Source organism: Deinococcus proteolyticus MRP (assembly GCF_000190555.1).
Lineage (GTDB): Bacteria > Deinococcota > Deinococci > Deinococcales > Deinococcaceae > Deinococcus > Deinococcus proteolyticus.
Window position 1 is genome coordinate 1,556,742 of record NC_015161.1, and the last position, 24,027, is coordinate 1,580,768.

Sequence of the window (24,027 nt, forward strand, 5' to 3'; positions counted from 1 at the left end):
GGACCCGGTACACAGGAGAGAACCTTGCACCAACTGTTGAGCCGCCAGCTCTGGCAAGAAGCGCTGCGCCTGGGCCGCAGCCAGCTGCTGCTGTGGCCGGCAGTGCGGCAGGCGAGCGGTATTGCCCTGATTTACGCACTGGTGTGGAATACGCTGGGGCCGGTGGCTCAGCCGCTGGCGCTGGCCGCCGCCGCCGGAGCGCTGATGGCGGGCCTGGCCGCCGTGACCGGCCCTTCGCGGACACGGGGCCGCATCCTGCTGTCCATGACCCTGCTGCTGGGGCTGTCGGTGGCGCTGGGCCTGCGGGTGGGCGAATACGGGCTGCTGGCGGCCGGCGTGGTGGGCATAGGCACCTTCGGCTTCGCCATGCTGGCGGCCGCCAATCCGCTGTACCAGACCATCGCAGTCATCAGTGTCTCGTACATGGTGTCCTACGCGGCGCAGGACCTGCCGGCCGAGCTGTGGTGGTCACACGGTCTGGCAATCGTGGTGGGCGGGCTGCTGCAGCTATTCTACCTGACCCGGATGTGGCCCCTGCCCCCACTCCAGCCCGAGCGCCAGCAGTTGGCTCAGGTGTACCGCGACCTGGCCGAAGGCGTGCGGCAACTGCCTGGCCAGCCCCGGCCCGGGCTGATGCTGCACCACTCCGCCGCACTCGCCGGGGCGCAGGTGATTACCGTGGAGCACTACCACCCGCAGTGGCAGGCACAGCAGCGCGAACTGACCCGGCTGCTGGACTGCCTCTACGACCTGGACGCCGCCCTGACCGGCTACGGGGTCAGGGCCGCCCACTGGCTGGCCGAACTGGACGGCCCCGCGCAGGCAGCGGACACGCCTGCAGAGGTGTCTTCTTCCCCCGCCAAAGCAGCAGCGCAAGCGGAGGTCAGCGCTGTCACCGAGGCGGCCGCCACATTGCTGGACCGGTTCGCCGTTGGGATTGAAGCCGGTCACTGGCAGCTGGACGGCCTAGCGTGGGGGGAGTGGCAGGCGACGCTGACCGCCTCGCCCCCAGCGCTGGCCCGTGAGGCACAGAGCGTTCTGGCTGCCGTTCAGCTGCTCCGCACATCCGGCACCTTGCCAGAACTCAGCGTGCAGCGCCGCGCCGACGAGCCGGTCTGGCAGGAGCTGCTGCGGCCCTGGCGCGACCCGCACCGGCTGCAGTTCTCGGCGTACTACGGCCTGAGCATCGGCGCACTGACCTACTTCAGCGACCTACTTCCCTGGGAAAACAGCTCCTGGCTGGTGATGACCTACGCCCTGATTTTCAGCTCGGACTATCAGCGGCTGCTCACGCGGGGGCTGGCGCGGATAGGCGGCACCGTGGCCGCCATGGCCCTGATTCTGCTTATTCAGCAGCTGTTTGGTCTGACGGAAGCACTTTCCACGGCGCTGTTTCTGCTGGCCAGCTATCTGGTGGTCGCCACCGTGCAGGCGGGTTACCTGGCCGTCACACTGGCCTTTACGGTGTACACCTTCGCCACCATGAACCGCTGGGAAGTGCAGCTGGCCGCCGCCGACCGGCTGTGGATGACCTCCGGCGGAGTGCTGCTCGCGGTGCTGGCCTACCAGCTGTGGCCCAACTGGCATGTGCGCCGGCTGCCGCAGCTGCGCGAAGAAGCGGTGCAGGCCCTGCGCGACTTCATGGCGGCCCAGCGAACGTTTGCCCAGCATCTGACCGGCACTTCCGCATCCACAGACCAGCCCGGCGAGAGGCAGCCGGTGCACGCCGCCGCCAACGCGATGCGCCGGGCGCTCCTGAAGATGGGCGAAGCCTACAAGGCCGCCGCCGAGGTGGCCGGCGCCAGCCGCGCCGAGCCCATCTGGTCCGAGTACTCTGGGGGCAATCCTCTGGAAGAACTGGAAGTCCTGGAAAGCCTGGCGGCCGAAACTGCCGGCATCTACGCGCACCTGCTGGGCGGTACCCTCAGCCCCCGGCAGGCGGCCCAGGCGCTGGCCCGCACCGAGCAGCGGCTGGACCGGCTGGAGCTGAGCGAGTTGCCCCAGCCCCGGGCCTTGCCCAGCCTGCCCCTTCTACGGCGGCGCGGCACCCGCTGAACCAGACCACTGGGCCGCTGGCAGTTGACCGCCCCGGCAGGCCACGCTAGGATTCGGCAGAACACCTCCCGCTGCCGGCGTGGCGGAATTGGTAGACGCACTTGACTCAAAATCAAGCGGGAAACCGTGGGGGTTCGAGTCCCCCCGCCGGCACCACCCCTGGCCCCTGCCCTGCGCGGGGGCTTTGCTTTTTCCATCCTGTATCGCTATCAGCATCTGCATCCTCGTGCGCGCCTACATCTGTGCAAAAGTCCGTGGACCCACCCACCGGCGACGCCCACGGTCTTTCGGGGCCGATTCCACCGGGCGGCACCATGCCCAGCCCCCCGCCGTGGCATGCTGAAAGGAGATGCAGCTTGTCCGTTACCCCCGCAGCCCGGCCCTCCACGCCGTCATCAGTGAGCAGTCCTATCCCAGCGGCACGCCGGTGGTGGTGCAGGGCCAGCGTGGACCGGAGCTGGCCTATACCCGCGGCGAGGCGGGCGCAGGAAGTCCGCAGGCCAGCCAGCCACCTGCAGGTCAGCTGCTGCGGGCAGCCTCTCCTGAGGACCTGGCCCAGGCCGAACGCCTGAGCGGCCTGGCCGAAGACATCAAGTGGAGCCTGCGGGCCCAAGCCCGGGCGCAGGGGCTGGCGGTCAAGATCGTCAGCCTGGAATTCACCCTCGACGAGGCGCTGCTGACCCTCAGCTACTCGGCCGAGGACCGGCTGGACCTGCGCGGCCTGATTGCCGAGGTGCGCCCCTACACCCAGGCCCGCGTGAACTTCGCGGCGGTGGGCGCACGCGAACAGGCCGTGACGCTGGGCGCCATCGGGGCCTGCGGACGTGAGAACTGCTCCAGCCGCTTCCTGCAAGAGCTGCCGCCCATTACCATTCGCATGGCCCGCGACCAGCAGCTGCCACTGAACCCCGACAAACTCAGCGGTCCCTGTGGCCGGCTGATGTGCTGCTTGCAGTACGAGCACCCCATGTACCTGGAACTGCTGCGTGACCTGCCCCGCCGCGGCGCTCACGCCTGCCACACCGGCAGCGGCGCCTGCGGCAAGGTGACCAAACTGCACCCGCTGACGGCTCAGGTGGACCTGGCCACCGAGAACGGCGTGCTGGAACATGTCCCCGTGAGCGAGCTGGAAGTGCAGCGCGGCAAGGGCAAACGCGGCGGGCGAGCCGGAGACTGAATCAGGGCTGGAGCCTGCAAAAGTTGGAAGAAAAAACCCCGCTTTTCAGCGGGATTCGGTTTCTTCTTGGCGCACCCTAAAGGACTTGAACCTTTGACCGACCGCTTAGAAGGCGTGTGCCGGACCTTCCCGCTTGATTTTAGATGAGTCCAATTAATCCCTAAAATGCCCTTCTGGACGGTATTTTTTCTTGCATCCCCTGAGCGCACACTCGCGGTTCAGGTGGCCAGATCCCGCCTCATCCCGCTCCGGTTGGGCACGCGTTGGGCACGGGTTGGGCATGAAATCCCCAGGAGCGGCGGCGGAGAGTTGCAGCTTCAAGGACCCCGGATCACGTGGGATCCGGGGAGCCAACTTGCCAGTATTGAGCCCGCAGGAGGGACGATGCGAGCCAGGAACAGGGGTCTCTCTACGCCCAGACTCTGACGCCACCTTGACAAAGGCCGGGGCCGGGCCTATGTTCAGGTTAATCGTTTAACCCACTTGGAACTTTATGACCAAACGCGAACACTCCAACGTCACTATGGCTGCTGTCGCCCGCGCCGCCGGGGTATCGACCGCCACCGTGTCATACGTTGTCAACGGCACCAAGGCTGTCACACCAGCTGTGCAGCGCCGGGTTGAGCAGGCCATTGAGCACCTGGGATATGTCCCCTCTCATGCCGCGCAGGTGCTGCGGACCGGGCGCAGTTTCACGCTTGGCCTGGTGCTGCCCGACCTGACCAATCCTTTTTTTCCAGCGCTGGCGCAGTCATTGATAGAAGAAGCGCGGGCACAGGGCTACGCCGTTCTTGTGGCCGACTCTCACCGTGACGAGAGGCTCCAGACAGAAGCCATCCATAACCTTCAGCAGCGCGGCGCTGACGCTCTGATGATTATCCCGGTCAGTCACACCGAAGCGCCCGACACAGGCGCAGTCCCCAGCGTCATTCTTGACCGGCCAGGGGGCGCACATCTGAGCGTGCAGAGCGACAAGTATATGGGCGGGCAGCAAGCAGCCCAGCACTTGCTGGACCTGGGCCACATACGCTTTGCGGTTCTGGCCGGTCCGGCACGCCGTGGCCAGCCCGGCGAGCGTGTGCGCGGCATGCTGGACACCTTGAGTACAGCCGGGGTCCAGATTTCTCCCGAACTGTTCATCTATAGCCCTTACAGCGTTGAAGACGGCATGGCCGGTGCGCAGCAATTACTGACACGCGGGCCGTTCACCGCTTTGCTGTGTGCCAACGACACCCTGGCTCTGGGCGCACTCAGCACCCTGCGCCAAGCGGGGCACCACGTGGGCAAGGACCTCTCCGTGGTCGGCTTCGACGACATTTCCTGGGCAGCCCTGTCCAACCCGTCACTGACCACAGTTCAGCAGGATACAGACGAGGTGGCCCGTACCGCCGTGCGCCTGGCTCTCCAAGCGATTGAAGACCCGCAGCTTAGTGACAACTGCACCGTGCCGACCCGGCTGGTTGTCCGTGAGTCTTCAGGCCCTGCGCCAAGCCCTATTCAGGAGGAACCTGCATGATTCTGGTTGCTGGAAGTGCCAATCTCGACTTTGTGACCCGCCTGCCGCATTTGCCGGCCCCAGGCGAAACTGTGCTGGGACAGACCTACCGCACCGCGCCCGGAGGCAAGGGGGCCAATCAGGCGGTTGCTTGCGCCCGGGCCGGTGCCCAGACAGCGTTTGTGGGCGCTCTGGGCCGTGACCCCTTCGCAGAGCCGCTGCTCGCTTCATTGCAGGAAAGCGGTGTCCAGGACCGCACAATACGGCTGGACGCTCCAACCGGCGCTGCCTTTATCACTGTCTCAGAAGATGGTGAAAACAGCATTGCCGTGGCAGCTGGCGCGAATGCTTTGCTGGCCCCGGAGCATTTACCCGACCTGAGCAGGGTGACCCACCTGCTGCTGCAACTTGAAGTGGCGCTGGACACGGTACAGGCTTTCTCGGCAGCGGCGCAGGCGACTGGCGTGCAGGTGATGCTGAACGCTGCTCCCGCCCAAGCTCTACCGGTGGACCTGCTGAAGCATGTGAATTTGCTGCTCGTTAATGAGGGTGAGTTGGAAACGCTGGTGGGTGATGGGGAACTGGAAGCCCAATTGCGGCGTGCCCAAGCAGCTGGGCCTCAGACAGTGGTGGTCACTCTGGGTGAGCGGGGATGCCTGGCTGTAGAGGGAACCGAGCTGATGCGCTTACCCGCCCACCGGGTTGAAGTCAAAGACACCACCGCTGCTGGAGATACCTTCGCGGGGGTGCTGGCGGCTGCGCTGGCGTCTGGTCAGCCACTGCGCCGGGCTCTGGAACAAGCCACCGTCGCCAGTGCGCTCACCTGCACGCGTGAGGGCGCTCAGCCCAGTATCCCCTGGGCGGACGAGACCGCAGCGGCATTGGCCGAATATCGGAGACACCAGCCCCCCCAAGAGTCAGAGATGGCCCACACCGCGCAGGAGACCCAAGCATGAAAAAGTCTGGACTTCTTAACCCTGAGCTGAGCGCTCTGGTCGCGCAGGCCGGGCACACCCAGCGCATCGTCCTGGCAGACGCTGGCCTGCCTATTCCGCCTCAGGTCCGGTGCATCGATGTGTCGGTCAGCGCCGGGCTGCCCCAGCTGCTGCCTGTGCTTCAGGCCATCCTGGGTGAACTTGTCGTCGAAACGGTCAGCCTGGCGCAGGAAACGCGGGACCACTCGCCCGGGTGGTACAGCGAGCTGCGAGGTGTCCTGCCAGACGTGCCGGTCCATGAGATTTCGCACGAAGCCCTCAAGGAAGAGCTGCCTCAGGCGCTGGCCGTCATCCGCACCGGTGAAACCACCCCTTACGCCAATATCATCCTGCACTGCGGAGTGAACTTCTGATGACAGCACTGCATGAAGGCTCTCCCCCAGCTCAGCCACTGTCTGCACAGTCCCTGCCCGCACAACCCCCAGTGCTGCACATGACCGATATCGTCAAGCGCTTCGGCTCCGTTGAAGTGCTTCACGGCGTCCATCTGGAAGTGCGTGCCGGTGAAGTTCACGCCCTGCTGGGCGAAAACGGCGCTGGCAAAAGCACCCTGATGAAAATTCTTGCCGGGGTTCAGCCAGCCACCTCGGGCGAACTGCGCCTGAACGGTGAACCTGTCCGCTTCCGCAGTGTGGCCGATGCCGCCCACCACGGGGTCCGGATGCTGTTCCAGGAATTAAGCCTCGCCCCTGACCTGAGCGCCGAGGAAAACCTGTATCTGGGCGACATGTCTCCCCTGGTCAGTGACCGCGAGTTGCGCGAACAAGCCGCCGCCCACCTGCGCTCGCTGGGCCTGGACCTTCCGCTAGGCGTCCCGGTCCGCACACTCAGCGTGGGTGAACGGCAGATGCTGGCGATTGCCCGTGCCCTGGTAGGTGAGCCCCGCGTGCTGGTGTTCGACGAACCGACAGCCCCACTGACTGCCCCAGAAATAGAAAAGCTCTTTGAGTTCATCGCTCAGATTCGTGGGCGCGGTGTGGCTGTGGTCTACATCTCGCACCACCTCGGGGAGGTATTCCGAATCGCAGACCGGGTCACGGTGCTGCGTGACGGCCAAAATATCGCCACCAGCGACGTTGCCAACACGACACAGCAGCAAATTATCGAGTGGATGGTCGGCAGACATGTGGAGGTGCAGTCGCGGGTCCAGCCGGTCAGCGGTGACCCGGTGTGGCAGATTGAGGCGCGGCCCGTAGGAGCGTCTCCTCTGCACCTGGAACTCCGCGCTGGTGAGGTGGTTGGCCTGGTCGGCATCGTCGGTAGTGGCCGGGGGGCCGCGCTGCGCTCTCTGGTCGGCATCGGCGGGGAAAGCCTGTGGAACGGGCAACCGGTCCGCTCTCTTGAAGAAGCTTTGCGCCGGGGCATCGGCATTCTGCCGGAGGACCGCAAAACTGAGGGGGCCGTACTGGACGGCACCATCCGCGAAAACATCGCCCTTTCAAGCCTGCCAGAGGTATCCCGCGCCGGCGTGATCCAATCCGGTGCCGAGGGCCGACTGGCGCAGGACTGGATTGCCCGGCTGCACATCCGCCCTGCTCAGGCTGAGTACCTGACTGGCGCCCTGTCAGGGGGCAACCAGCAGAAGGTGGTGCTGGGCCGGGTGCTCGCGGCTCAGCCCAAGGTTCTGATTCTGGAAGAACCCACCCGTGGGGTGGACATTGGGGCGCGGGAGGAAATTTATGAAGTCATTGCCGGTCTGGCCGCTGCTGGGCTCCCCATCATTCTTTCGAGCGGTGACGCTCAGGAGGTGCTGGGACTGGCCGGGCGCATTCTCGTTTTCCGGGGCGGAGAGGTCGTGTCCGAACTTCATGCCCCTGTCACCCTTGAGGAGGTGATTGCCCATGTCACAGGTGCACGCACGCACTGACCGCTCCCCCGCGTGGGGCCAGATCTTGTCCCGCTACGGCCTTTGGCTCGTGTTCGCGGCGCTCTTGGTCGTTGCCAGTCTGCTCTCAGACCGTTTTCTGACGGTGCCCAATTTCCTGAACATCGCCCGTCAGACCAGCGTCAATGCTCTGCTGGCCTTCGGGATGACCGCTGTGATCCTCAAAGGCGGCATTGACCTTTCTGTCGGCTCGATCCTGGCAGTGGTCGGCGTGATCGCCGTCTTGCTGGATCAGGCAGGAGTACCGTTCGCCGGCACAGTGCTTCTGAGTCTCGCTGCCGGTGGCCTTATCGGCTCTCTCAATGGGATGATGGTCGCTTACGGCAAGATCGCACCTTTCATCGTGACCCTGGCGGCCCTGACCATCTGGCGCGGTGTGACGCTGGTCATGACTGACGGTTCGCCGCTGAGCCGACTCAGCCCAACCTTTCAGGCGTTCGGCAATGTCAGCCCGCTGGGTGTACCTTCGCCCGTCTGGCTGGCCCTGGGCGCACTGCTGGCAACCTGGTTCCTGCTGCGGCGTACCGGCTGGGGCCGGGGGATCTACGCCCTGGGCAGCAGTGAAGACGCGGCGCGCTTCGCTGGATTGCCGGTAGACCGCCTGAAGGTCAGTGCCTACGCTTTTAGCGGCCTGATGAGTGCGCTGGCGGCCCTGGTGCTGACCTCACGCCTCAACTCCGCGCAGCCAACGGCGGGCACCGGCTTCGAGCTGGACGCCATTGCTGCTGTGGTCGTCGGTGGAACCAGCCTGGCCGGCGGCCGCGGCGGCGTCATCGGGACGCTGCTGGGCGCACTGATTATCGGTGTTCTCAACAACGCCATGAACCTGCTTGACGTGAATGCCTTTTACCAGCAGATCGTCAAAGGCTTGGTCATCGTCGGCGCCCTTCTCTTCGAGAGATTCCTCTCTTCCCGCTCGGCCTAAGCGTTGTCTCTTCTTTTCTCTCTCCCCCTTCTGGAGGAAACCCCTATGAAAAAAATCTTTGCCCTGCTGACCTTTACCCTGCTCGCCACCGCTTGCGACAACACCCAGGAAACCACGACAACCCAGACCAATACCACGCAGACGGTCTCTGCCACGGCAACCGAGACGGCCAGCGGTGAGCAGGCGGCGGCTGCCCCTACCACTGGTGAGGGTGCCACCACCATCGGCATGAGCATCTCTACGCTCAACAACCCTTTCTTTGTAGAGTTGCGTGACGGTGCGCAGGCCGCAGCGGACGCGGGCAGCGCCGAACTGACCGTGCTGGACGCTCAGGACCGGGCCGACAAGCAGGCCAGCGACATCGAGGACCTGGTGACCCGTGGTGTGGACGTGATTCTGGTGAACGCCACCGACAGTGACGCCATCGTGCCCAGCATCATGACCGCCAATGAAGCTGGCATCCCGGTGATTACCGTAGACCGCAGCGCCAACGGCGGACAGGTGGCCTACCATATCGCCTCGGACAACGTGGCAGGCGGCAAGCTGGCCGGTGAATTCATTCGGGATCAACTGGGCGGCAGCGGCAATGTCGTGGAACTCCAGGGCGTTCCCGGCTCCAGCGCAGCCCGTGACCGTGGCGAAGGGTTCAATATCATCGTGAAAGAGAATCCGGGCATGAACGTGGTCGCTGCTCAGCCCGCTGATTTCAACCGCGCCAAAGGCCTCAGCGTCATGGAAAACATCCTGCAGGCGCAGCCGGAGATTGACGCCGTCTTCGCGCACAACGACGAAATGGCTCTGGGGGCGCTTCAGGCCATTACTGCCGCTGACCGGGACATCATGGTGGTGGGCTTTGACGCCACCCCCGACGCTGTAGACGCTGTGAAGGGCGGCACCCTGGCCGCAACTGTGGCCCAGAAGCCTGGCGACATTGGCCGCTTGGGCGTGGAAAAGGCCCTGGAAGTGGTCAGCAGCGGCAACGTGCCTGCCACGACGGAAAATGTCCCGGTTGATTTGGAGCTAATCAAGTAACGAGTCCTACGCACGGCTCTAGCTGAAGATTTATGGGAGTGGGGGCTAGTCTCCCCCTCCCAACTTCTGTTATGCAAAAAGATACCCGCTTGTGCTGTCCATTCCGTAGGGGCTCAAAGCAGGAGCAAGCGATTAGCAGCGGATAGGTTGAGTCATCGCAGCAACAAGTCAACTCACAATCCTGACATACCCATGCTTAAGGGCACGCACAACGCGAGTCACATTACCTCTAGCGCAGGCTTGGTCGCCTGATACATCAGGTCCATCAGGGTTGGTTGCCGGCTCGGCAAGGTTATGCTCGGCGTTCTACACCCACCGCGTGATGGTGTACCTTGCGCCCGTCAAATAACTTGCCAGCGATTCTGAGGACAGGGGTAAGGCAAGCTGTATTCGGCCGTTACTACTGCTTTTTCTTCTTCGGACGGTTCTTCGCCACGTTAGCCGCTCTGCGCTCCGCTTCCTCACGCGCCAGGCGCTCATAGAAGGCCTGGTGGGTACCAGCAGGCAGCAGCAGGTTCGCTCCTTCGTATGCTTCACTCACTCCAGCGCGGGGAAAACCTTGGGGGTGGGCAGGGTCGCCCGTTTCCGGTTGAGGGTCGGGTAAAGGCCCAGTAGGCGGGATGTAGAGGGGGTCAGGCCGGTGGCTCATGCGTCAACTATGCTCTTGCGTGAGACGTATCTACAATGCTGTGCACTACTTGGCACTTAATGTCCAGTGGGTGCAGGGGTAGCAGATTTTCGGCGGTGCAGCGCGAGTAAAGACGCTTGGGTCGTGAATGTCCGCGTTGCTGGGAAGGCAGGCAGAAACCAAATATCGCAGCTTCAGCACGTCCACGGCCACCAGTTTCAATCCACTGCCCATCCGAAGCAGATACAAAAATGGCTATGAGAGGTGACTGATTACGAATTTCCCCGGGCATATCCCAGCTTATGACGCTTCATCCTCAAATGTCCTTGTAGACGCAGTTTGGCTTGACTCGTCATCCCGACTCATCCCTCCAAAAACCGCCTCATTTCGCCCCCGTTGTGACGCGGTTGTGACAGTTGAAGGAGGGTTTGAAACGCCGTTTAGGGCCTAGCGAGGTTGTGCGCGAGTACAGCCAGAACGACGCGGAGCTTGAGTGACGCCAGAGTTTTGGTCTGAACGGAACGAATTTGCGCTTCTACGAGCGCAGAGAAGACCGTTTCAATGCGTTTGCGAATTCTGGGATGGCGAGATTCTCGCCATCCCGTGTCGTATTTGGTGTTCTTCTTGGGTGGATACACGTAGCCTAGACAGCAATAGCCTTTGTCGCCAATGATGGTTGGGCCTTCAAACTCTGGCCACCTGAGATTCAGCTCGTAACTCACCGTAACGTCGTGGAGGTTTGCAGGTCGGATGACGTACTGAACGATTTGTCCACCTGGTGTGACCCAGGCGTGCAACTTGTATCCGAAGAACTCACCCTGAGTTCCGAAACCCCACTTTGCTCCTGGGAATTGACAAAGATGAGTGCGTTTGGGACGGCAAATGGGGAGGGGCATCGAATCAATCACAACCTCGGCGCACGGCTGAGCTGGGCTGGCAACATGTTCCAAGAGTGGTAAAAGCTTGATGCCCCTGGTGTAAGCCTGTGTGTAGGAAGGAAGACCGGGACGGTCTTCCTTGAGGATGTTCCACCAGATGGAAGCAAATGGATGCTTGAAGATGAGACGGGAGAGCAGCAGAGCAACCAGCATGGCATCTGTGACCTTCTGGTGCTGGCAGGATTTCCGGTCACTGAAGTGCTTCCTGGCCCAGAGATAGAGGTGGCGAATGACGTGTCGACGTCCTATTGATAACGGTGGAGGTCTGAGTTGCTACACTTCGTATATGTCCGGATGGCAGCCAAGCCACTTCTCCCGTGCGCAGCTTGAGGAACGCCGCTTAGCTGCTCTGGAGTGGATCAAGCGTGGTGAACACAAAAACCAGGAAATAGCAGACCACTTTGGGGTGTCGGTCCATACGGTCTACACCTGGAAAGCCAGGCTGAAGCAGAACGGTAACTTACAGGCGACAGTTGCTCGTGGGGCTTCTTCCCGCCTCACTCCTGCTCAGCATGAACAGCTCCGCACCCTCCTGCGGGAGGGTGCTATGCAGCACGGGTTCCCTGATGAAACTTGGACGACAAAACGCGTGGCAGAGCTGATTGGACGGCACTTCGATGTGTGGTACCACCATGACCACGTCCGCAAAATCCTGCGAAAGCTTGGCTTCACACCTCAGATGCCAGATGGTCGAGCAGCTGAGCGAAATGAACTCCGGATCGCGTCCTGGCAGGAACAGGTGCTGCCGGAGTTGGAAAAAAAAGGTCGCTGAGGGAGCCACCGTCATCTATCTGGATGAGGTCGGCTTCTCGCTGAAAGGCGTGCGAAGGCGAACGTGGTCACCCAGGGGCGTTACGCCCCTGGTGGGGCTCAGAGCGAACTGGGAGAAGCTCTCCACGATAGGCGCTATCACCTCGGACGGACGCTTCTTCCAGCACACCAAATCCGGGGCGATTCGCAGTGCGGACGTCACCCGGTTCTTTCAGCATCTGCTGCGCCAGGTTCAGGGGAACGTCGTCGTGGTGCTGGATAACGCGAGAACGCATCACGCAAAATCGACTCAGGCGTTCGTGGCTTGCCACGAACGCCTCTCCCTGGTCTTCCTCCCACCCTACGCACCAGAACTGAATCCCATCGAACTGGTGTGGGCGTACGTCAAGCGAAATGTGCTGGGCAATTTCTGTGCTCATTCAGTCTCAGCCCTCAAAGAAAAGCTACATCGAGCTTGGCAACGAGTTCGCTATGTTCAACTGCCCCTCCATCTTATGAACTCAAATCTACGCCGTTATCAATAAACTATGGTGGAGACGATATTTAGCCATGTCGTCTCTATTTTTATGTGCCTGAGACGCACTTCAACAGTGGTCGGTCAGGCCCTAAACGGCGTTTGAAGTTGTCTAGGACGGGGTTGAGACTGTTGCTCAGATTTGCGTCACAACGTGTAATGGGTCGCCTGAAGCTGTAATCGCTATGCCGTCAGTTTGTGGCACTCTCCACGTGATGGTTTCGGTAATTGTTATTCACTGGCAATAATCTGTGTATTAGTCTGCAAAACTGCTGACGCACCGAGAGGTGTGCTCTAAAATACAGCTATGACCGACGCAGACTTTTTTCAATTGCCCTTTGAGCTTGCAGAATTTGCTGAAAATCCGGAACCTCGCTGTCCTGTGCTTCTGCTACTGGATAACAGCTACAGCATGTCTGGGGCAAAAATTGACGCGTTGAACAGAGCTTTGGTCGACTTCAAGGACGAGCTTTCCAGTGACCCCCTGGCTGCTGCACGCTGTGAGGTCGCCATCGTCAGCTTTGGACCTGTCAGGGTTGTCCAGGAGTTCACTGCTGCGCACAACTTCATTCCGCCGCATCTAGAGGCTGAACAGAACACGCCGTTGGGCGAGGCCGTAATTCGGGGGCTGGAACTGCTCAAGAACAGGAAAGAGACCATCCGGCAGGGAGGAGTCGGTCTCTACCGTCCCTGGGTCTTCCTCATCACCGATGGAGCGCCGACAGACGACTGGCACCAAGCTGCCGCAGAGATTAAGCGAGGGGAGGCAAGCAAGGCATTCGCCTTCTTCAGCGTTGGCGTTGACGATGCAGATATGCACATGCTGAGTCAGCTGTCGGAGCGTGCCCCCCTGAAGCTGCAAGGTCTCAAATTCCGTGAGCTGTTCCAATGGCTGTCTGCAAGTCTGAAGAGCGTCTCTCAAAGCACGCCCGGAGACAGGGTCGCGCTATCAAACCCCGCTGGTTGGGCTGAGGTATAAATTGTCCAACTGGCGCTACATCTCTGCGTCTGAAATAGGTACTGGTCACCTTGCGACCGCGCAGCCCTGTCAGGATAATCATAAGGTAGCCCTGATTCCGACAGGGAGCGATGAAGATCTTCTGCTGCTGGTCGCCGCCGACGGTGCTGGCAGCGCTGATCTATCGGATAAGGGAAGTGCCCTCGTATGCGAAGCAGCCGTCACATGGCTGATCAAAAATCTGAGCAGCGGTGAGATGGATTTTTCCGAATTAAACGGTTCGCAATTGATGACCGAGTTAGTCAACATACTTGAGGGTTACTTGTCTGATCATCATCCAGATTCTTCCCAGCGCGATCTGGCCTGCACCTTGAATGTCGCAGCCATACTGCCCACGAAAGCCTGGTTTCTTCAAGTCGGTGACGGTGCCATTGTCGTGCAGACCGCCGATGAGAAACTAAAGACGGTGTTTTGGCCTGACAACGGTGAGTATGCTAACCAGACCTTCTTTGTTACGGATGTGCCAGAAGATCACGTTCATGTCAGGGTTATTGAAGGAGAGATATTACGTATCAGCATGATGACCGATGGACTGACCTCTCTAGCACTCTTGATGCAGACCCAATCGGTTCATGCTCCGTTTTTCAACGCCATGTTCGGCGGAGTTGAAAAACTAGGCCATTCGAAGGGAGAAGACTGGGAGCGACTTGAACAGGGCCTACGACAATTTCTGAACTCTCCAGCTGTCAATTCTCGTACCAGTGACGATAAGACCCTGATCTTGGCAAGCCGTTTACCACTAACGCCCATCCCTGCTGAAGCGAAGGAGGAAAACGACCCAGTATGACGGCAACCTCATACATTGATGGTCACGGTCAACCGGTAGCCCTGAGTACAGAACTTGGAAGAGGCGGAGAAGGAGCTGTTTTCACTGTAGACGGAAGGCCTGATGTTGTTGCGAAGATCTACCTGAAGATTCCAGAGCAGGCCCAGATTGAGAAAATCAGGTCTTTGCCTCAGCTGGACGACCCATCTTTACAAGCCATCAGCGCCTGGGCACAAACAACCCTGAGTGATGAGCAGGGGCGGATTCGTGGCTTCTTGATGCCCAAGCTCGGTGCTGGCTTTGAAGAGTCGCATCTGCTGTACCGGAGACTTTCACGCCGCCAACACTTTCCACGGGCTGATTGGCGGTTTCTCGTTCATGTGGCACGTAATGTCACCCGTTCATTTGCCGTGCTGCACCGTCACGGCATCTTGATGGGTGATGTCAGCTCACGCAACGTTTCAGTGAACAGCAACGGCATCGTGCGACTCACTGACACCGATTCGTACCAGATCAACTGGCAGGGCAACATTTACCCATGTCCAGTAGGCACGGCAGAATTCACACCCCCTGAACTCCAGGGTAAAGGGTTCGGGAGCTTGGTGAGAACCAAAGACCATGATTTGTTTGGGCTGGCGGTACTCATTTTCCATCTGCTCTTTGATGGCCGCCACCCCTATTCAGGCATCCACAGCAACGGAGCGATGCCAAGTCCCGCAGAGGCGATTAAAGCCGATCAATTCGCCTACAGTTTGCAGCGCAAAAACGGGGTTAAGCCACCAGCTTTCATGACCACCTTGGAGAGTCTGCATCCAGATTTGGCACGACTGTTTGAGAGAGCGTTTTCACCTCGGCAGCAAGGGCGGCCTGCGGCAGAGGAGTGGGAAGCAGCATTAGCCACGTTGAGCGCCAATATCGTCACATGCAGCAAAAACGCCGATCATAAGTATGATCGGCGTCTGACTTGTCCCTGGTGTGCGATTGAGAATATTCGGGCAGCGACTGCGAAGACGGGCTTCCCAGCAGGAGCGCAGCGTATCGATGTTGAAGGAGCCTTGAACAGGATCTGGCAGGGACTCAGTAACATCCCTGTTCCAGCTGCCCCACAAATGCTACAGGTACCCCAGGTCAATGCCTTGCCACTGCCTCCTGCACCGCCTGCCACCTCCCCTCCCCCTATGCCTGCCATGCCACCGCTACAAAGCCCTCCCCCTATACCGACCCTGCCGCCAGTCGACGCGGCCGCATTTGCATCGTTGCCAGCTCCACAAGCGCCAGCTGCACCAACCGTGCCTCAGGTGCAGCTGACTGATGTCCGGCAGAACGTTGCGGCACCTTTGGCCATCTTCGGGACGCTCTGTCTCGTCAGCCTACTCTCCAAGAACTACTTTTTGCTCCTCATATTCGCTTTCGGCGTCTATTACAACCTGAGCCGCAATTCACCTCAGCAACTGGAAATGCGTCGTCAGCAACGGCAGAAGGTCCTCAACACCCTACATGAAGAGGCGATCCGCACCTATGAGCAAGAACGCAGGCAATACGAGACGGCGCTCGAACGCTATCAGCAGGAGCTCAAAACGTATGACCAGCGCAGGCCTCTCCTTATTGCTGAAGCTGAGCAGCGCCGCGAAGAACAGTTGCAGCAGCTCATTCAGGAACGCGAGCAGCGCATTGCACAGATGGAGCAGGAGCGCAGTGCAAAGTATGCAGCCTTGCTGGAAGACCGCGAAAAGCAGATCAAGCTGTCTGAGAAGAAGCATAGACGGGAATATGCTCTTCTTCTCAGACAGGCACTGGTGGAACATGAGCAGACAGCTCAACAACTCAGAGAGCAGATCAATGGTCTATACCTGCGGCTGTTGGCTGACTGCGCTGAAACGGGGTATGAACAGGCCATGGACTGGCTCAAGGAAATGCGGGTAAAAGTCCGCAATTTCGACGCTGAAGAACGCAACCGGTTTAATGAAGTTACTGGACAATACCGTCAAAAAGCGCTTGAGAATTTCCTCGCCAACAATGTCCTGAAACCAGGTGACGTGCCTGGAATTGGGCCGACAGTCATTGCCAATCTGAATTCCTATGGCTTTGTCACCGCCAAAGACCTTGATTACTCCGTTCAGCATGTTCGGGGCATTGGACCCAAGAAGCTACAGGATCTGCTGCTGTGGCGTGATTCAGTGGAACAATTTTTCCAGTTCGACATCAGCCAAGTCCCATCCCCCATCCTTGCCAAGGTGCGAGATGAAATGAACCGGGAAAGGCAGCGTGTACTTGACGCGATGGAAGGAGTCGTAGCGAAGTTGCCCGCCGATATTCAAACTTGGAAGGCAGCTGAACAGGCTACCTTGCAGTCTCTCTTGCAGCTGCAAACCCAGCTGGCCCAGCGCGAGAAAACCATATCCATGATCCAGCAGTGGCAGGTTTAGTCGATGGATATCGCAAAGATGCAGAAGGTACTCCGGATTGCTCTGCACAGCCCCTATCCAGGGGAAAAGGCTAAAGCTATTTCATTACTGGAGAGGTGGCTTGAAAGTGGTAAGCACTTTCTCTACGACCTAGATACAACTTTTGCTAAGGAGGCCACGATTGAGACCCTGAAAAGTAGGGCCGGCATAGCTCTCAAGCACGAGGTGAAATTCAGGAGCCATGAGGAAGCCCTTCTCTATGTAAGGATTCTTGAAAAGCACACCAAGCTTGAAGTCACCTGGCTTGAGGGGCATCACATCAGTTATGAGACTTCCTTTGAGTTGAGAGACTCCGTTGAAGCGGACTTCAGGCAGTGTCTCCCGACTCTGCAGCAATACCTATCCTCAGCACAGCAGCAGGCTCTCCAGGAGTATCAACAGCGACGCAAAGAACTTTTCCGTGATGCTATAGAGCGGGCCGCACAGCATCAAGTAGACGGGTGACAGGCGAAAATAGGGCAGCGTCGCCTGAACAGTCGTTCAATTATCCCAATTGCTCCTACTCATAGACGGCTCCCGGATTTAGGAGCCATCCACAGGTACCGTGTCAGGCATAAATACTGCGCCCGGCATCTGGATAGGCTTCGTGCACGTGGGTGTAGAGGTGCTTGACCAGGTCGGTCAGCTCGCCATTGTCCGCCCCTAGCGCCCGCAGTTCGTCACGGATGACCTTGCGAACCCTTGCCTGGGTCTGCTGCTTCTTGCGCCAGTCCAGTACCAGCACATTGCCGTTCAGCTTCTGCACCAGCTGCCGCGCCATTGCCTTGATAGCCTGGCGGTCTTTCTTGCTAGCCGGACCGCCAGGTTTCATCACCAGGTCGAAGATGGCGAGTTCCTCTTCCGACAGGCCCTCGCGGGCGGCACGCTGCCCTTCCTCGTCCAAAGACTGGGCAAAATCAAGCAACTGGGCATACTGCTGTTCAACATCCCGCGTGCCAGCGTTGTATTCGTCAATCATCTTCTGAAGCTGCTCGGCAAAGTTGATGCGGGTCTTGTTCAGCCGTGCCAAACCTGCCGCACGGGCACTCAAGGCCCGCTGCAGCTTCTCCAACTCCGTGAACTTATGGGGTGAATTGGCAAATTGCTCGGCCAGCGCCTCAAAATCAATCTTGCTCAGGTCGAGTACCTGGGTGTACTGGGGAATCTCATAGCGGTACGTCCGAACAGACTTGTCCATCAGAGCCTCAACGCTGGCCATCACACTCCCGATGTCAGGTCCGTGCTCCCCGCTCTCCCCCAGCACGTTCCGCAGCAGTGCCTGGAACAGCGCCCATTCCGCCGTGTACGCCTGCGCCTGCGGATCAGGCAGCACGGCGCGGTACAGGCGGTCCAGCGCCCTGGCCTGGTTCACGAAGCTGTTCTTGACCGATTCGTTCTTCACCAGCAGGTTTCTGGCATCATCCAGCAGATTCACCAGGTCGAAACCTTCGGCTTCCAGCATCTTGTCCACGTCCAGCCCCAGGGCCTGCATGGAGCCTCGCAGGGCCGCCACCTGGGTCTTCAGCATCGCCAGCAGCTCAGTCTTGGGTTTGACAGGGTTGCCGCCCTCCCCAGAAGACCCACCATATATGGCCAGCGCCTCTTCCAGATTGCGGAACACCCCGATGTAATCCACAATCAGACCGCTGTTCTTCTGCTCCCAGACCCGGTTGGCGCGGGCAATGGTCTGCATCAGCGTGTGGTTCCGCATCGGTTTGTCCAGGTAGATGGTGCTCACGCTGGGCGCATCGAAGCCGGTCATCCACATGGCACAGACGAAGACGATTCGCAGCGGGTCTTCGGGCTTCTTGAACTTCTCTTCCAGGTTCTCTGAAACCATCCGCTTGCGGTGCGGCAGGATGTCCAGGCCCAGTCGCTTGAAGTCGTCTATCTCGTTTTGCCCCTGGGAGACCACCACGGCCATGTCCGTGGTCCTCAGCAGCTCCCGGCGGGCCAGCAGGCGGTCGCGGTCTTCCCCCTTCGCCTGGGCCAGCTCAGCCTCGGTGCGGGCCAATTCATCCTGCCAGCGCACCTGCACGCGGTCGTACATCCTGACGGCCGTGGCCTTGTCGATACTGACCATCATGGCTTTGCCAAACTGACCCCGCCCCAAGAAGTGCTGCACCAGGTCATCCGCGATGGTGTCAAGGCGGTCAGGGCGCACGATAAGCTGGTACTGCCGCCCAAAGCGCCGCTGCACCTCCTGCTCGCCCTCCTCGTCCACTGTGTGGGCTTCCAGCACCGCTTCCATCTCACCCTGGAAGTCCTCGTTGGCGAGTTGTAGCTCTGGAATGCGGTTCTCGTAGTACAGCGGCACCGTAGCCCCATCGTCCACTGCGTCACTGAAGTTGTAGATGGAGACGTAATCCCCGAAGACCTCGCGGGTCTTTTCCTCGCCTGCCATCAGCGGGGTGCCCGTAAAGCCGATGAAAGCTGCGTTGGGTAGGGCCGAGCGCATGTTGCCCGCGAAGATGTCATATTGACTGCGGTGGGCCTCATCGGTCATGACAATCACGTCATCACGCAGGGACAGCGTGGGGTACACCTTGCCCTTCTCGGTATGGAACTTCTGAATCAGGGTGAACAGGTAGCGGTGGTCTTGAGCCAGCAGTTCTTGCAGATGTGCGCCGCTGCTGGCGCGTACGGCTTCCTCTGGCTCGTGGACAGCCCCAGCACGGGCGAAGTTCTTGTAAATCTGGTTGTCCAACTCCTCACGGTCGGTCACCACCAGGAAGCTCCAGTTGCCCGGCACCTTCCGCAGCACCTTTTGGGAGAAGAAGACCATGCTGTAACTCTTGCCCGACCCCTGGGTGTGCCAGAACACGCCTAACTTGCCGCCGTTCTGCTTGCTGTATTCCAGCGCCTGGATGGCGTTGTTCACGCCCAGGTACTGGTGGTTCATGGCGACAATCTTGTTCAGGCCCCCCTCCGTCTCCGTGAACAGGGTGAAGTTCTCGACGATGTCCAGCAGCCGCCCCTTGTCCATCACGCCCCGAATCAGAGTTTCCAGGCCAGGGCGGCGGGGTTCATCCTCACGCTCAACCTTCTTCCAGTCGGAGAAATGCTCCCAGCCCGCCGTAAGGCTGCCCAGCTTGGCTTCTGCGCCGTTGGAGGCCACCAGCAGAGCGTTGTGCTCGAACAGCCCAGGCAGGGTGTCGCGGTAGTCGCGCAGGTTGTCCTCAAAAGCTTTACGGGCGGGGTACTGCAGCGCCTTCAGCTCCATCAGCACCAGCGGCAGGCCGTTCACGAAGCCGATAATGTCGGGCCTGCGGGTGTACAGGCCATCTGGGCTGACAAGCCAGAGCTGATTGACCGCTAGGAAGCGGTTGTTCTCAGGCGTTTCCCAGTCGATGACTTTGACCCGCTCGGTGCGCTGCTCGCCTTCCGAGTCGTTGAAGGTGACAGACACGCCTTCCTTGAGCAGACTGTAAATCTCGCGGTTCGCCATGACCCGCTGCATGTCCAGGCGGGGCAAGGAGACCTGCGCCGCCGCGTCCCTGAGTGCCACTTCTGGCAGGTCGGGGTTCAGCGCCTGCAGAGCCGCCAGCAGCTCGTCAGCCAGCACCACATCGCTGAAGTTGTCGCGGCCAAAGGGCGTACCCTCCCCTGGCTTGTGGCTCATGGCATCGAAGGTCTCCCAGCCCAGCTCGCGCAGCAGACCCATCGCGGACTGTTCGACCAGAAGGTCTTCGCCGTAGTCGAGGAGGGCCTGAGTCATGACTGTTCACCCGGCGTGGCTGCCGCTTGAGCTTGGAAATGGCGGTTCAGATGGCGCAGCAACTGACGGGCCATGTCCTCTTCGCCTGGCTTGAGGAAGGTGGAGTAGTGGCCCCTAGATAGGCTGCTGTGCTCCATGCGGGCAAAGCCACGTCCCGTGAAGTCCACAACGTCTTCGAAGGGAATGTCCATCAGTACCTCGACACTGCCTTTCTGCTTAACCATGTTGATGCGGGCGATGTATTCTTCACTCTCAGGCAGCCGCAGCAAGGTCTGTTTGTTCTGGCGTGCCAGGGCCTGCGGCGTGAATTCCTCTTCGGCCAATTGCAGCACCTTCTGGTAGAAGTCTCGCAATTCTATCCCCTGGGCCGAGGACAGGACGCCTGAAGGCTTCTGATAGGCGTGGGCGGCTTCAATCAGGGGCCACGCCTTCTCCAGCTCCTCTGGGGTGCGGATGACCTTACTGAGCCATGAATCACGGCGCAGCCAGCCTCCCAATTGCCCTTCAGTCAGTTCGCCCACTTCATCGGCAGGCAGTTTGAGGGCGAGGATGAGTCCATTTTCCCGCTGACGTGGGTAAAGCTCCACGAAGCTGCGGCGGTCACGCAGGGCGCGGTAATTCTGGGTGTCCTTGACCTTGGCCCCTACGTCAGCGGCCCACTTGCTCAGGCGGGCCAGCACGTCCTGGGCTTCTGCGGGGAGCACTGAGAAGTTCACGGTCTCGCCACTCTCACTGTCTCCAGAGGCACTGCTGGTCGCCCGCAAGGACACCTGGTGCTGCAATGCCTGCTCGGCCAGTTCCAAAAAGCTCTCCATGTCACTGTCTAGGGTCAGGGTGACCTCGGCTGGGGCGTTGCTGGCGTGGCCCGTCTGGCTCATATCGCGGACCAGGCCCAGAGGGTCGTCCAACTGGATGACCGGGATGTTCAGCCAGCACTTCAGCACGTTCTGGCTCGCCATGACCTTCACGTCGCAGAAGTTAGAACCCGCCTTATACGCGATGTACTGCTGGTTGATGACACGCTTTACCGTCACGCCTTCCTCGTCGCCCAGGGCCTTGAGGTGGCAGTCCAGTTCCTCGAAGAGCTGACGCAGTTGCAGGCTGGCCTCCTCAAGGTGACGCTCAACGGTGTTGGCCCTGGCCCGCTGACGGCCCTCAGCGCGGAGGGCTTCCACTTCCTCGGGTGTAAAGCTGGGCATCTGGAAGAGTTCGGTGGCGCGCTTGGCGAGGCGTTTGGCACGGGCCTCTATCTCGCCCTGATTCCACTCGCTCTTGTCCACCAGCTCACGGGTCAGCAGCAAGTGGCTGTACTTGTACCCCTTGGGAATGGAAGTTTCCTCGCTGTCCCCCGCCCGTATGGGCTTATGCTTCTTCTCCTCAAACGAGAGGTTGCCCAGTTCGCTGTTGTAGCCCGTCAGGGTGAGGTTCCCCAACGTGTGCAGCAGCCGCTCGTGGTCTTCCCGCCAGGTCTTGTCATCGTCCGGCGTTTTGCCCAGCGCCGCTTGCCAAGAAGGCCCAGGCTTCTGGGGCATGATGTGCTCAATCGTCAACACGCCGCCAAAGGTCTCCTTGGGGTTCAGGCCGCGCTCTAACCGCACCAGCAGCGGCTTGCAGACGGGTCTGCCGTACAGCTTCTGCTCTCTGAGGGCCTGCTCGAAGGCCACGTCGTCTGGGAAGCCGTCGGTCTTGTTGTCCTGGAAGCGCACCAGCGCACGCTCCAGCGAGCGGACATAGTCGCTGTCCTTGTCCAGCTCACGGCCCAGCGTGGCGAACAGCTTGTTGAGCGGCGAGGTGCGCTCCTTGAGCACGGCGCGGCGCACCAGGAAAGACTCCACCACACGCAGGGCCTTTTCGAGTTGCTCATCGGTCAGCAAGTTCTGCTCGCGGTCTTCCAGCAGCTCCAGCAAGAAGGGATTGACGATGCTGAGCTTGAGGGCGGCGATATCCCGCAGGGCCACCTGCACCGCTGGAGCCGAGTGCGTCGGCTGGAGCAGTTCCAGGTACAGCTTGGAAGTCTCGTCAATGTTCCGGACCACGCTCAGCACGTTTTTGCCCTCGCGGTACTGCTTGAACGCCAGGTACACCTCGTCCTCGTTGGGCAGGATGCGGGTCCGCAGCGTCAGGTAATCGCGCATGAAGCGGTCAAACTGGCCTTCCTCGACCTCAGCGAAGCGCTGCTCCATCGGGTGCCAGTGCTGCTCGGTAATGTCGCGCTGGTCGTCCAGCGATTTGCTCATCAGCACGTTGTTGCGAATTAGGTCAGCCTGAGCCAGGGCCTTGCCGGTACTGTTGAGGCTTTCGAACACCACGCCCATGTCGTCCACGCCCTCTTGCAGCAGGATGCCTACCACTTCCAGACGCCGGAAGCCCTCCCACACGGCAGCCAAATCCAGGCCCGGCTCAGCGAAGCGGTCACGGAAGAACCGTACGCCGCGCATCAGCTCAGTTTCCCGCTCACCACGTGCTGCCTTGCCCTGGAACTTCCCATCCATAATCCGCTGCCACAAAGGATTATCGGCGTAGTTCAGGCGCAGTTTGTATCTGTCGTCTCTGGTCTCTCCCTCATTGAACAGGTACTGGTCCCGGAGCTGCCGTGCCTTGAGACCCAGCTCATCCCCCGCCCTGGGGTTATTTTCCAGGTGCTCGGCCAGTGCCCAAATCAGCAGGTGTACTGTCGTCATGCGCTGCTGACCGTCTACCAGCCGGTAGTGCTGCACGCTGCCTGGAATGGTCATCACAGGCGCAGACACCACTGAACCCGTGAAGTGCTTGCTCTCCCCGCGCAGCTCGCTGGCCCGCAGCACATCGCGCCACAGTTGCCAGCGGTGCTTGTCAGTCCACGAGTAGCGCCGCTGGTACAGGGGCATCTCGAACTGCTGGTTGGGGCCGCTCATCATCCGGTGTAGGGTCGTCTGCTCTGCTTTCATTGCCCTGCCTCCCTTTCCACTGCATCGAACTCTTCTTCAATCCCCGCCACCCGCAGGCCCGACACGTCCAGTTCGCCCGACACCAGCCGAGGCAACAGCAGGTCACGGGTACGGCGCAGGTTGGCGTTGCGGAGATTGAGTACGTCAATTTGGGAATAAATCGCGCTGGCGAATTGCCCATACTGATTTCGTAAATCCTCGTTAGGTAAGGCAAACTCGAAAGCAGTGATGCGTTCAGGGTTTAGGTGGAGCACGTTCGCTCCGTTTGCGTGCAACTTGACCTCATCGGCGAAGTCAGAGAAGCGGAACATGCCGTAGAGGTAAGAGTTGGAAATGTCCTCTCGCGGCTGAATTTTGACCACGTCCATTGACACGGCTGCTGGTGCTTCTAAACGTGGGATGCGGGCTGCACGAGCGACAATCCGCCGTTCCTGCGTCATATCGGTTACACCCATGACGATGTCGTCAGCGACAACGGTCTGGGTAGGCTTTATGGGGCCTTCGTAGCGCTTAATGCCATCCATGCGGAAGCCGCCGTCGCGCTCAATACACTTGAGGTTGATGAATGGCATTCCGCCAGTCTCTACAAGGTTTTCTTTCTTGTACGAGCGGCCACGGTGAACCAAGGCAACATCGCCAACAGTCACCCACTCCCACCCCTGCGGCCTTCTGCCTGCCTCGTCCTCGACCCACTGCGCCTGCTCGTGGCCTGGGTAGCGGTACTCCACGAACCACTCGC

17 protein-coding genes and 1 tRNA gene are annotated in these 24,027 nt (G+C 60.2%); 14 read left to right on the forward strand and 4 right to left on the reverse strand.

Annotation, left to right across the window (positions count from 1 at the left end; all coding sequences use genetic code 11):
• Positions 1–24 precede the first annotated feature (24 nt).
• The 9 genes from DEIPR_RS07425 to DEIPR_RS07465 all read left to right on the forward strand — a co-directional run bounded on the left by DEIPR_RS07425 (position 25) and on the right by DEIPR_RS07465 (position 9,564).
• Positions 25–2,055, forward strand: a complete 2,031-nt coding sequence (locus tag DEIPR_RS07425) for an FUSC family protein (RefSeq protein ID WP_013615217.1) — start codon at positions 25–27, stop codon at positions 2,053–2,055.
• Between the two features lie 73 nt (positions 2,056–2,128).
• Positions 2,129–2,211 (forward strand) — tRNA-Leu (locus DEIPR_RS07430).
• Between the two features lie 193 nt (positions 2,212–2,404).
• A complete protein-coding gene (locus DEIPR_RS07435; protein ID WP_013615218.1) occupies positions 2,405–3,232 on the forward strand; it encodes a PSP1 domain-containing protein in 828 nt (275 codons plus the stop codon).
• 493 nt (positions 3,233–3,725) lie between these two features.
• Complete coding sequence (locus DEIPR_RS07440; protein WP_013615219.1) at positions 3,726–4,748, forward strand: LacI family DNA-binding transcriptional regulator; 1,023 nt, start codon at positions 3,726–3,728, stop codon at positions 4,746–4,748.
• Positions 4,745–5,683 carry a ribokinase gene (locus DEIPR_RS07445; RefSeq protein ID WP_013615220.1) on the forward strand — a complete coding sequence of 313 codons (939 nt, stop codon included), beginning with the start codon at positions 4,745–4,747 and terminating at the stop codon, positions 5,681–5,683. The genes DEIPR_RS07440 and DEIPR_RS07445 overlap by 4 nt, the downstream gene beginning before the upstream one ends.
• Positions 5,680–6,075, forward strand: a complete 396-nt coding sequence (rbsD, locus tag DEIPR_RS07450) for a D-ribose pyranase (protein WP_013615221.1) — start codon at positions 5,680–5,682, stop codon at positions 6,073–6,075. The genes DEIPR_RS07445 and rbsD overlap by 4 nt, the downstream gene beginning before the upstream one ends.
• 80 nt (positions 6,076–6,155) lie before the next feature.
• On the forward strand, positions 6,156–7,589 hold the full coding sequence (locus DEIPR_RS07455; protein ID WP_148231808.1) for a sugar ABC transporter ATP-binding protein: 1,434 nt from the start codon (positions 6,156–6,158) through the stop codon (positions 7,587–7,589).
• Positions 7,564–8,532, forward strand: a complete 969-nt coding sequence (locus DEIPR_RS07460; protein ID WP_013615223.1) for an ABC transporter permease — start codon at positions 7,564–7,566, stop codon at positions 8,530–8,532. The genes DEIPR_RS07455 and DEIPR_RS07460 overlap by 26 nt, the downstream gene beginning before the upstream one ends.
• 45 nt (positions 8,533–8,577) lie before the next feature.
• Positions 8,578–9,564 carry a D-ribose ABC transporter substrate-binding protein gene (locus tag DEIPR_RS07465; protein ID WP_013615224.1) on the forward strand — a complete coding sequence of 329 codons (987 nt, stop codon included), beginning with the start codon at positions 8,578–8,580 and terminating at the stop codon, positions 9,562–9,564.
• Between the two features lie 1,068 nt (positions 9,565–10,632).
• Here DEIPR_RS07465 and DEIPR_RS07475 read toward each other — a convergent pair.
• A complete protein-coding gene (locus DEIPR_RS07475) occupies positions 10,633–11,379 on the reverse strand; it encodes an IS982 family transposase (RefSeq protein WP_083801550.1) in 747 nt (248 codons plus the stop codon).
• A 37-nt stretch (positions 11,380–11,416) separates the two neighbouring features.
• On the opposite strand from DEIPR_RS07475, the gene DEIPR_RS14420 reads away from it, so the two are divergent.
• The 5 genes from DEIPR_RS14420 (at position 11,417) to DEIPR_RS07500 (ending at position 17,108) form a co-directional block, all read left to right on the forward strand.
• Positions 11,417–12,425, forward strand: a protein-coding gene (locus tag DEIPR_RS14420) for an IS630 family transposase (RefSeq protein ID WP_218921231.1) whose coding sequence is annotated in 2 segments (ribosomal slippage) — positions 11,417–11,887 and positions 11,889–12,425 — 1,008 coding nt in all. Because the reading frame shifts where the segments join, the coding sequence is not laid out codon by codon here.
• Positions 12,426–12,722: 297 nt separating this feature from the next.
• A complete protein-coding gene (locus tag DEIPR_RS07485; RefSeq protein ID WP_013615227.1) occupies positions 12,723–13,394 on the forward strand; it encodes a vWA domain-containing protein in 672 nt (223 codons plus the stop codon).
• A gap of 1 nt (position 13,395) precedes the next feature.
• Positions 13,396–14,220: a PP2C family serine/threonine-protein phosphatase gene (locus tag DEIPR_RS07490; protein ID WP_013615228.1), complete on the forward strand. Its 825-nt coding sequence runs from the start codon at positions 13,396–13,398 to the stop codon at positions 14,218–14,220.
• Positions 14,217–16,625, forward strand: coding sequence for a protein kinase domain-containing protein (locus DEIPR_RS14740; protein WP_013615229.1), 2,409 nt, complete (start codon positions 14,217–14,219; stop codon positions 16,623–16,625). Before DEIPR_RS07490 ends, DEIPR_RS14740 begins: the two co-directional genes overlap by 4 nt.
• 3 nt (positions 16,626–16,628) lie before the next feature.
• On the forward strand, positions 16,629–17,108 hold the full coding sequence (locus DEIPR_RS07500) for a hypothetical protein (protein ID WP_013615230.1): 480 nt from the start codon (positions 16,629–16,631) through the stop codon (positions 17,106–17,108).
• A 103-nt stretch (positions 17,109–17,211) separates the two neighbouring features.
• Here the strand turns inward: DEIPR_RS07500 and DEIPR_RS07505 are convergent, their stop codons facing one another.
• Genes DEIPR_RS07505 through DEIPR_RS07515 form a run of 3 tightly spaced genes read right to left on the reverse strand, consistent with a single transcriptional unit; the run spans position 17,212 to position 24,016 of the window.
• The gene (locus DEIPR_RS07505) at positions 17,212–20,361 is read right to left on the reverse strand and encodes a type I restriction endonuclease subunit R (protein WP_013615231.1); all 3,150 of its coding nucleotides are present in this window, start codon (positions 20,359–20,361) and stop codon (positions 17,212–17,214) included.
• Positions 20,358–23,288, reverse strand: a complete 2,931-nt coding sequence (locus DEIPR_RS07510; RefSeq protein ID WP_013615232.1) for a DUF262 and DUF1524 domain-containing protein — start codon at positions 23,286–23,288, stop codon at positions 20,358–20,360. The genes DEIPR_RS07505 and DEIPR_RS07510 overlap by 4 nt, the downstream gene beginning before the upstream one ends.
• Positions 23,285–24,016 carry a restriction endonuclease subunit S gene (locus DEIPR_RS07515; RefSeq protein ID WP_041221998.1) on the reverse strand — a complete coding sequence of 244 codons (732 nt, stop codon included), beginning with the start codon at positions 24,014–24,016 and terminating at the stop codon, positions 23,285–23,287. Before DEIPR_RS07515 ends, DEIPR_RS07510 begins: the two co-directional genes overlap by 4 nt.
• Between the last annotated feature and the right edge of the window lie 11 nt (positions 24,017–24,027).

Excerpts from the sequence above, each read along its gene's own strand:
- DEIPR_RS07435 (WP_013615218.1), top strand. The coding sequence starts at position 2,405 with ATGCAGCTTGTCCGTTACCCCCGCAGCCCGGCCCTCCACGCCGTCATC.
- DEIPR_RS07440 (WP_013615219.1), top strand. The coding sequence starts at position 3,726 with ATGACCAAACGCGAACACTCCAACGTCACTATGGCTGCTGTCGCCCGC.
- DEIPR_RS07445 (WP_013615220.1), top strand. The coding sequence starts at position 4,745 with ATGATTCTGGTTGCTGGAAGTGCCAATCTCGACTTTGTGACCCGCCTG.
- rbsD (WP_013615221.1), top strand. The coding sequence starts at position 5,680 with ATGAAAAAGTCTGGACTTCTTAACCCTGAGCTGAGCGCTCTGGTCGCG.
- DEIPR_RS07455 (WP_148231808.1), top strand. The coding sequence starts at position 6,156 with ATGACCGATATCGTCAAGCGCTTCGGCTCCGTTGAAGTGCTTCACGGC.
- DEIPR_RS07460 (WP_013615223.1), top strand. The coding sequence starts at position 7,564 with ATGTCACAGGTGCACGCACGCACTGACCGCTCCCCCGCGTGGGGCCAG.
- DEIPR_RS07465 (WP_013615224.1), top strand. The coding sequence starts at position 8,578 with ATGAAAAAAATCTTTGCCCTGCTGACCTTTACCCTGCTCGCCACCGCT.
- DEIPR_RS07485 (WP_013615227.1), top strand. The coding sequence starts at position 12,723 with ATGACCGACGCAGACTTTTTTCAATTGCCCTTTGAGCTTGCAGAATTT.
- DEIPR_RS14740 (WP_013615229.1), top strand. The coding sequence starts at position 14,217 with ATGACGGCAACCTCATACATTGATGGTCACGGTCAACCGGTAGCCCTG.
- DEIPR_RS07500 (WP_013615230.1), top strand. The coding sequence starts at position 16,629 with ATGGATATCGCAAAGATGCAGAAGGTACTCCGGATTGCTCTGCACAGC.
- DEIPR_RS07505 (WP_013615231.1), bottom strand. The coding sequence starts at position 20,361 with ATGACTCAGGCCCTCCTCGACTACGGCGAAGACCTTCTGGTCGAACAG.
- DEIPR_RS07510 (WP_013615232.1), bottom strand. The coding sequence starts at position 23,288 with ATGAAAGCAGAGCAGACGACCCTACACCGGATGATGAGCGGCCCCAAC.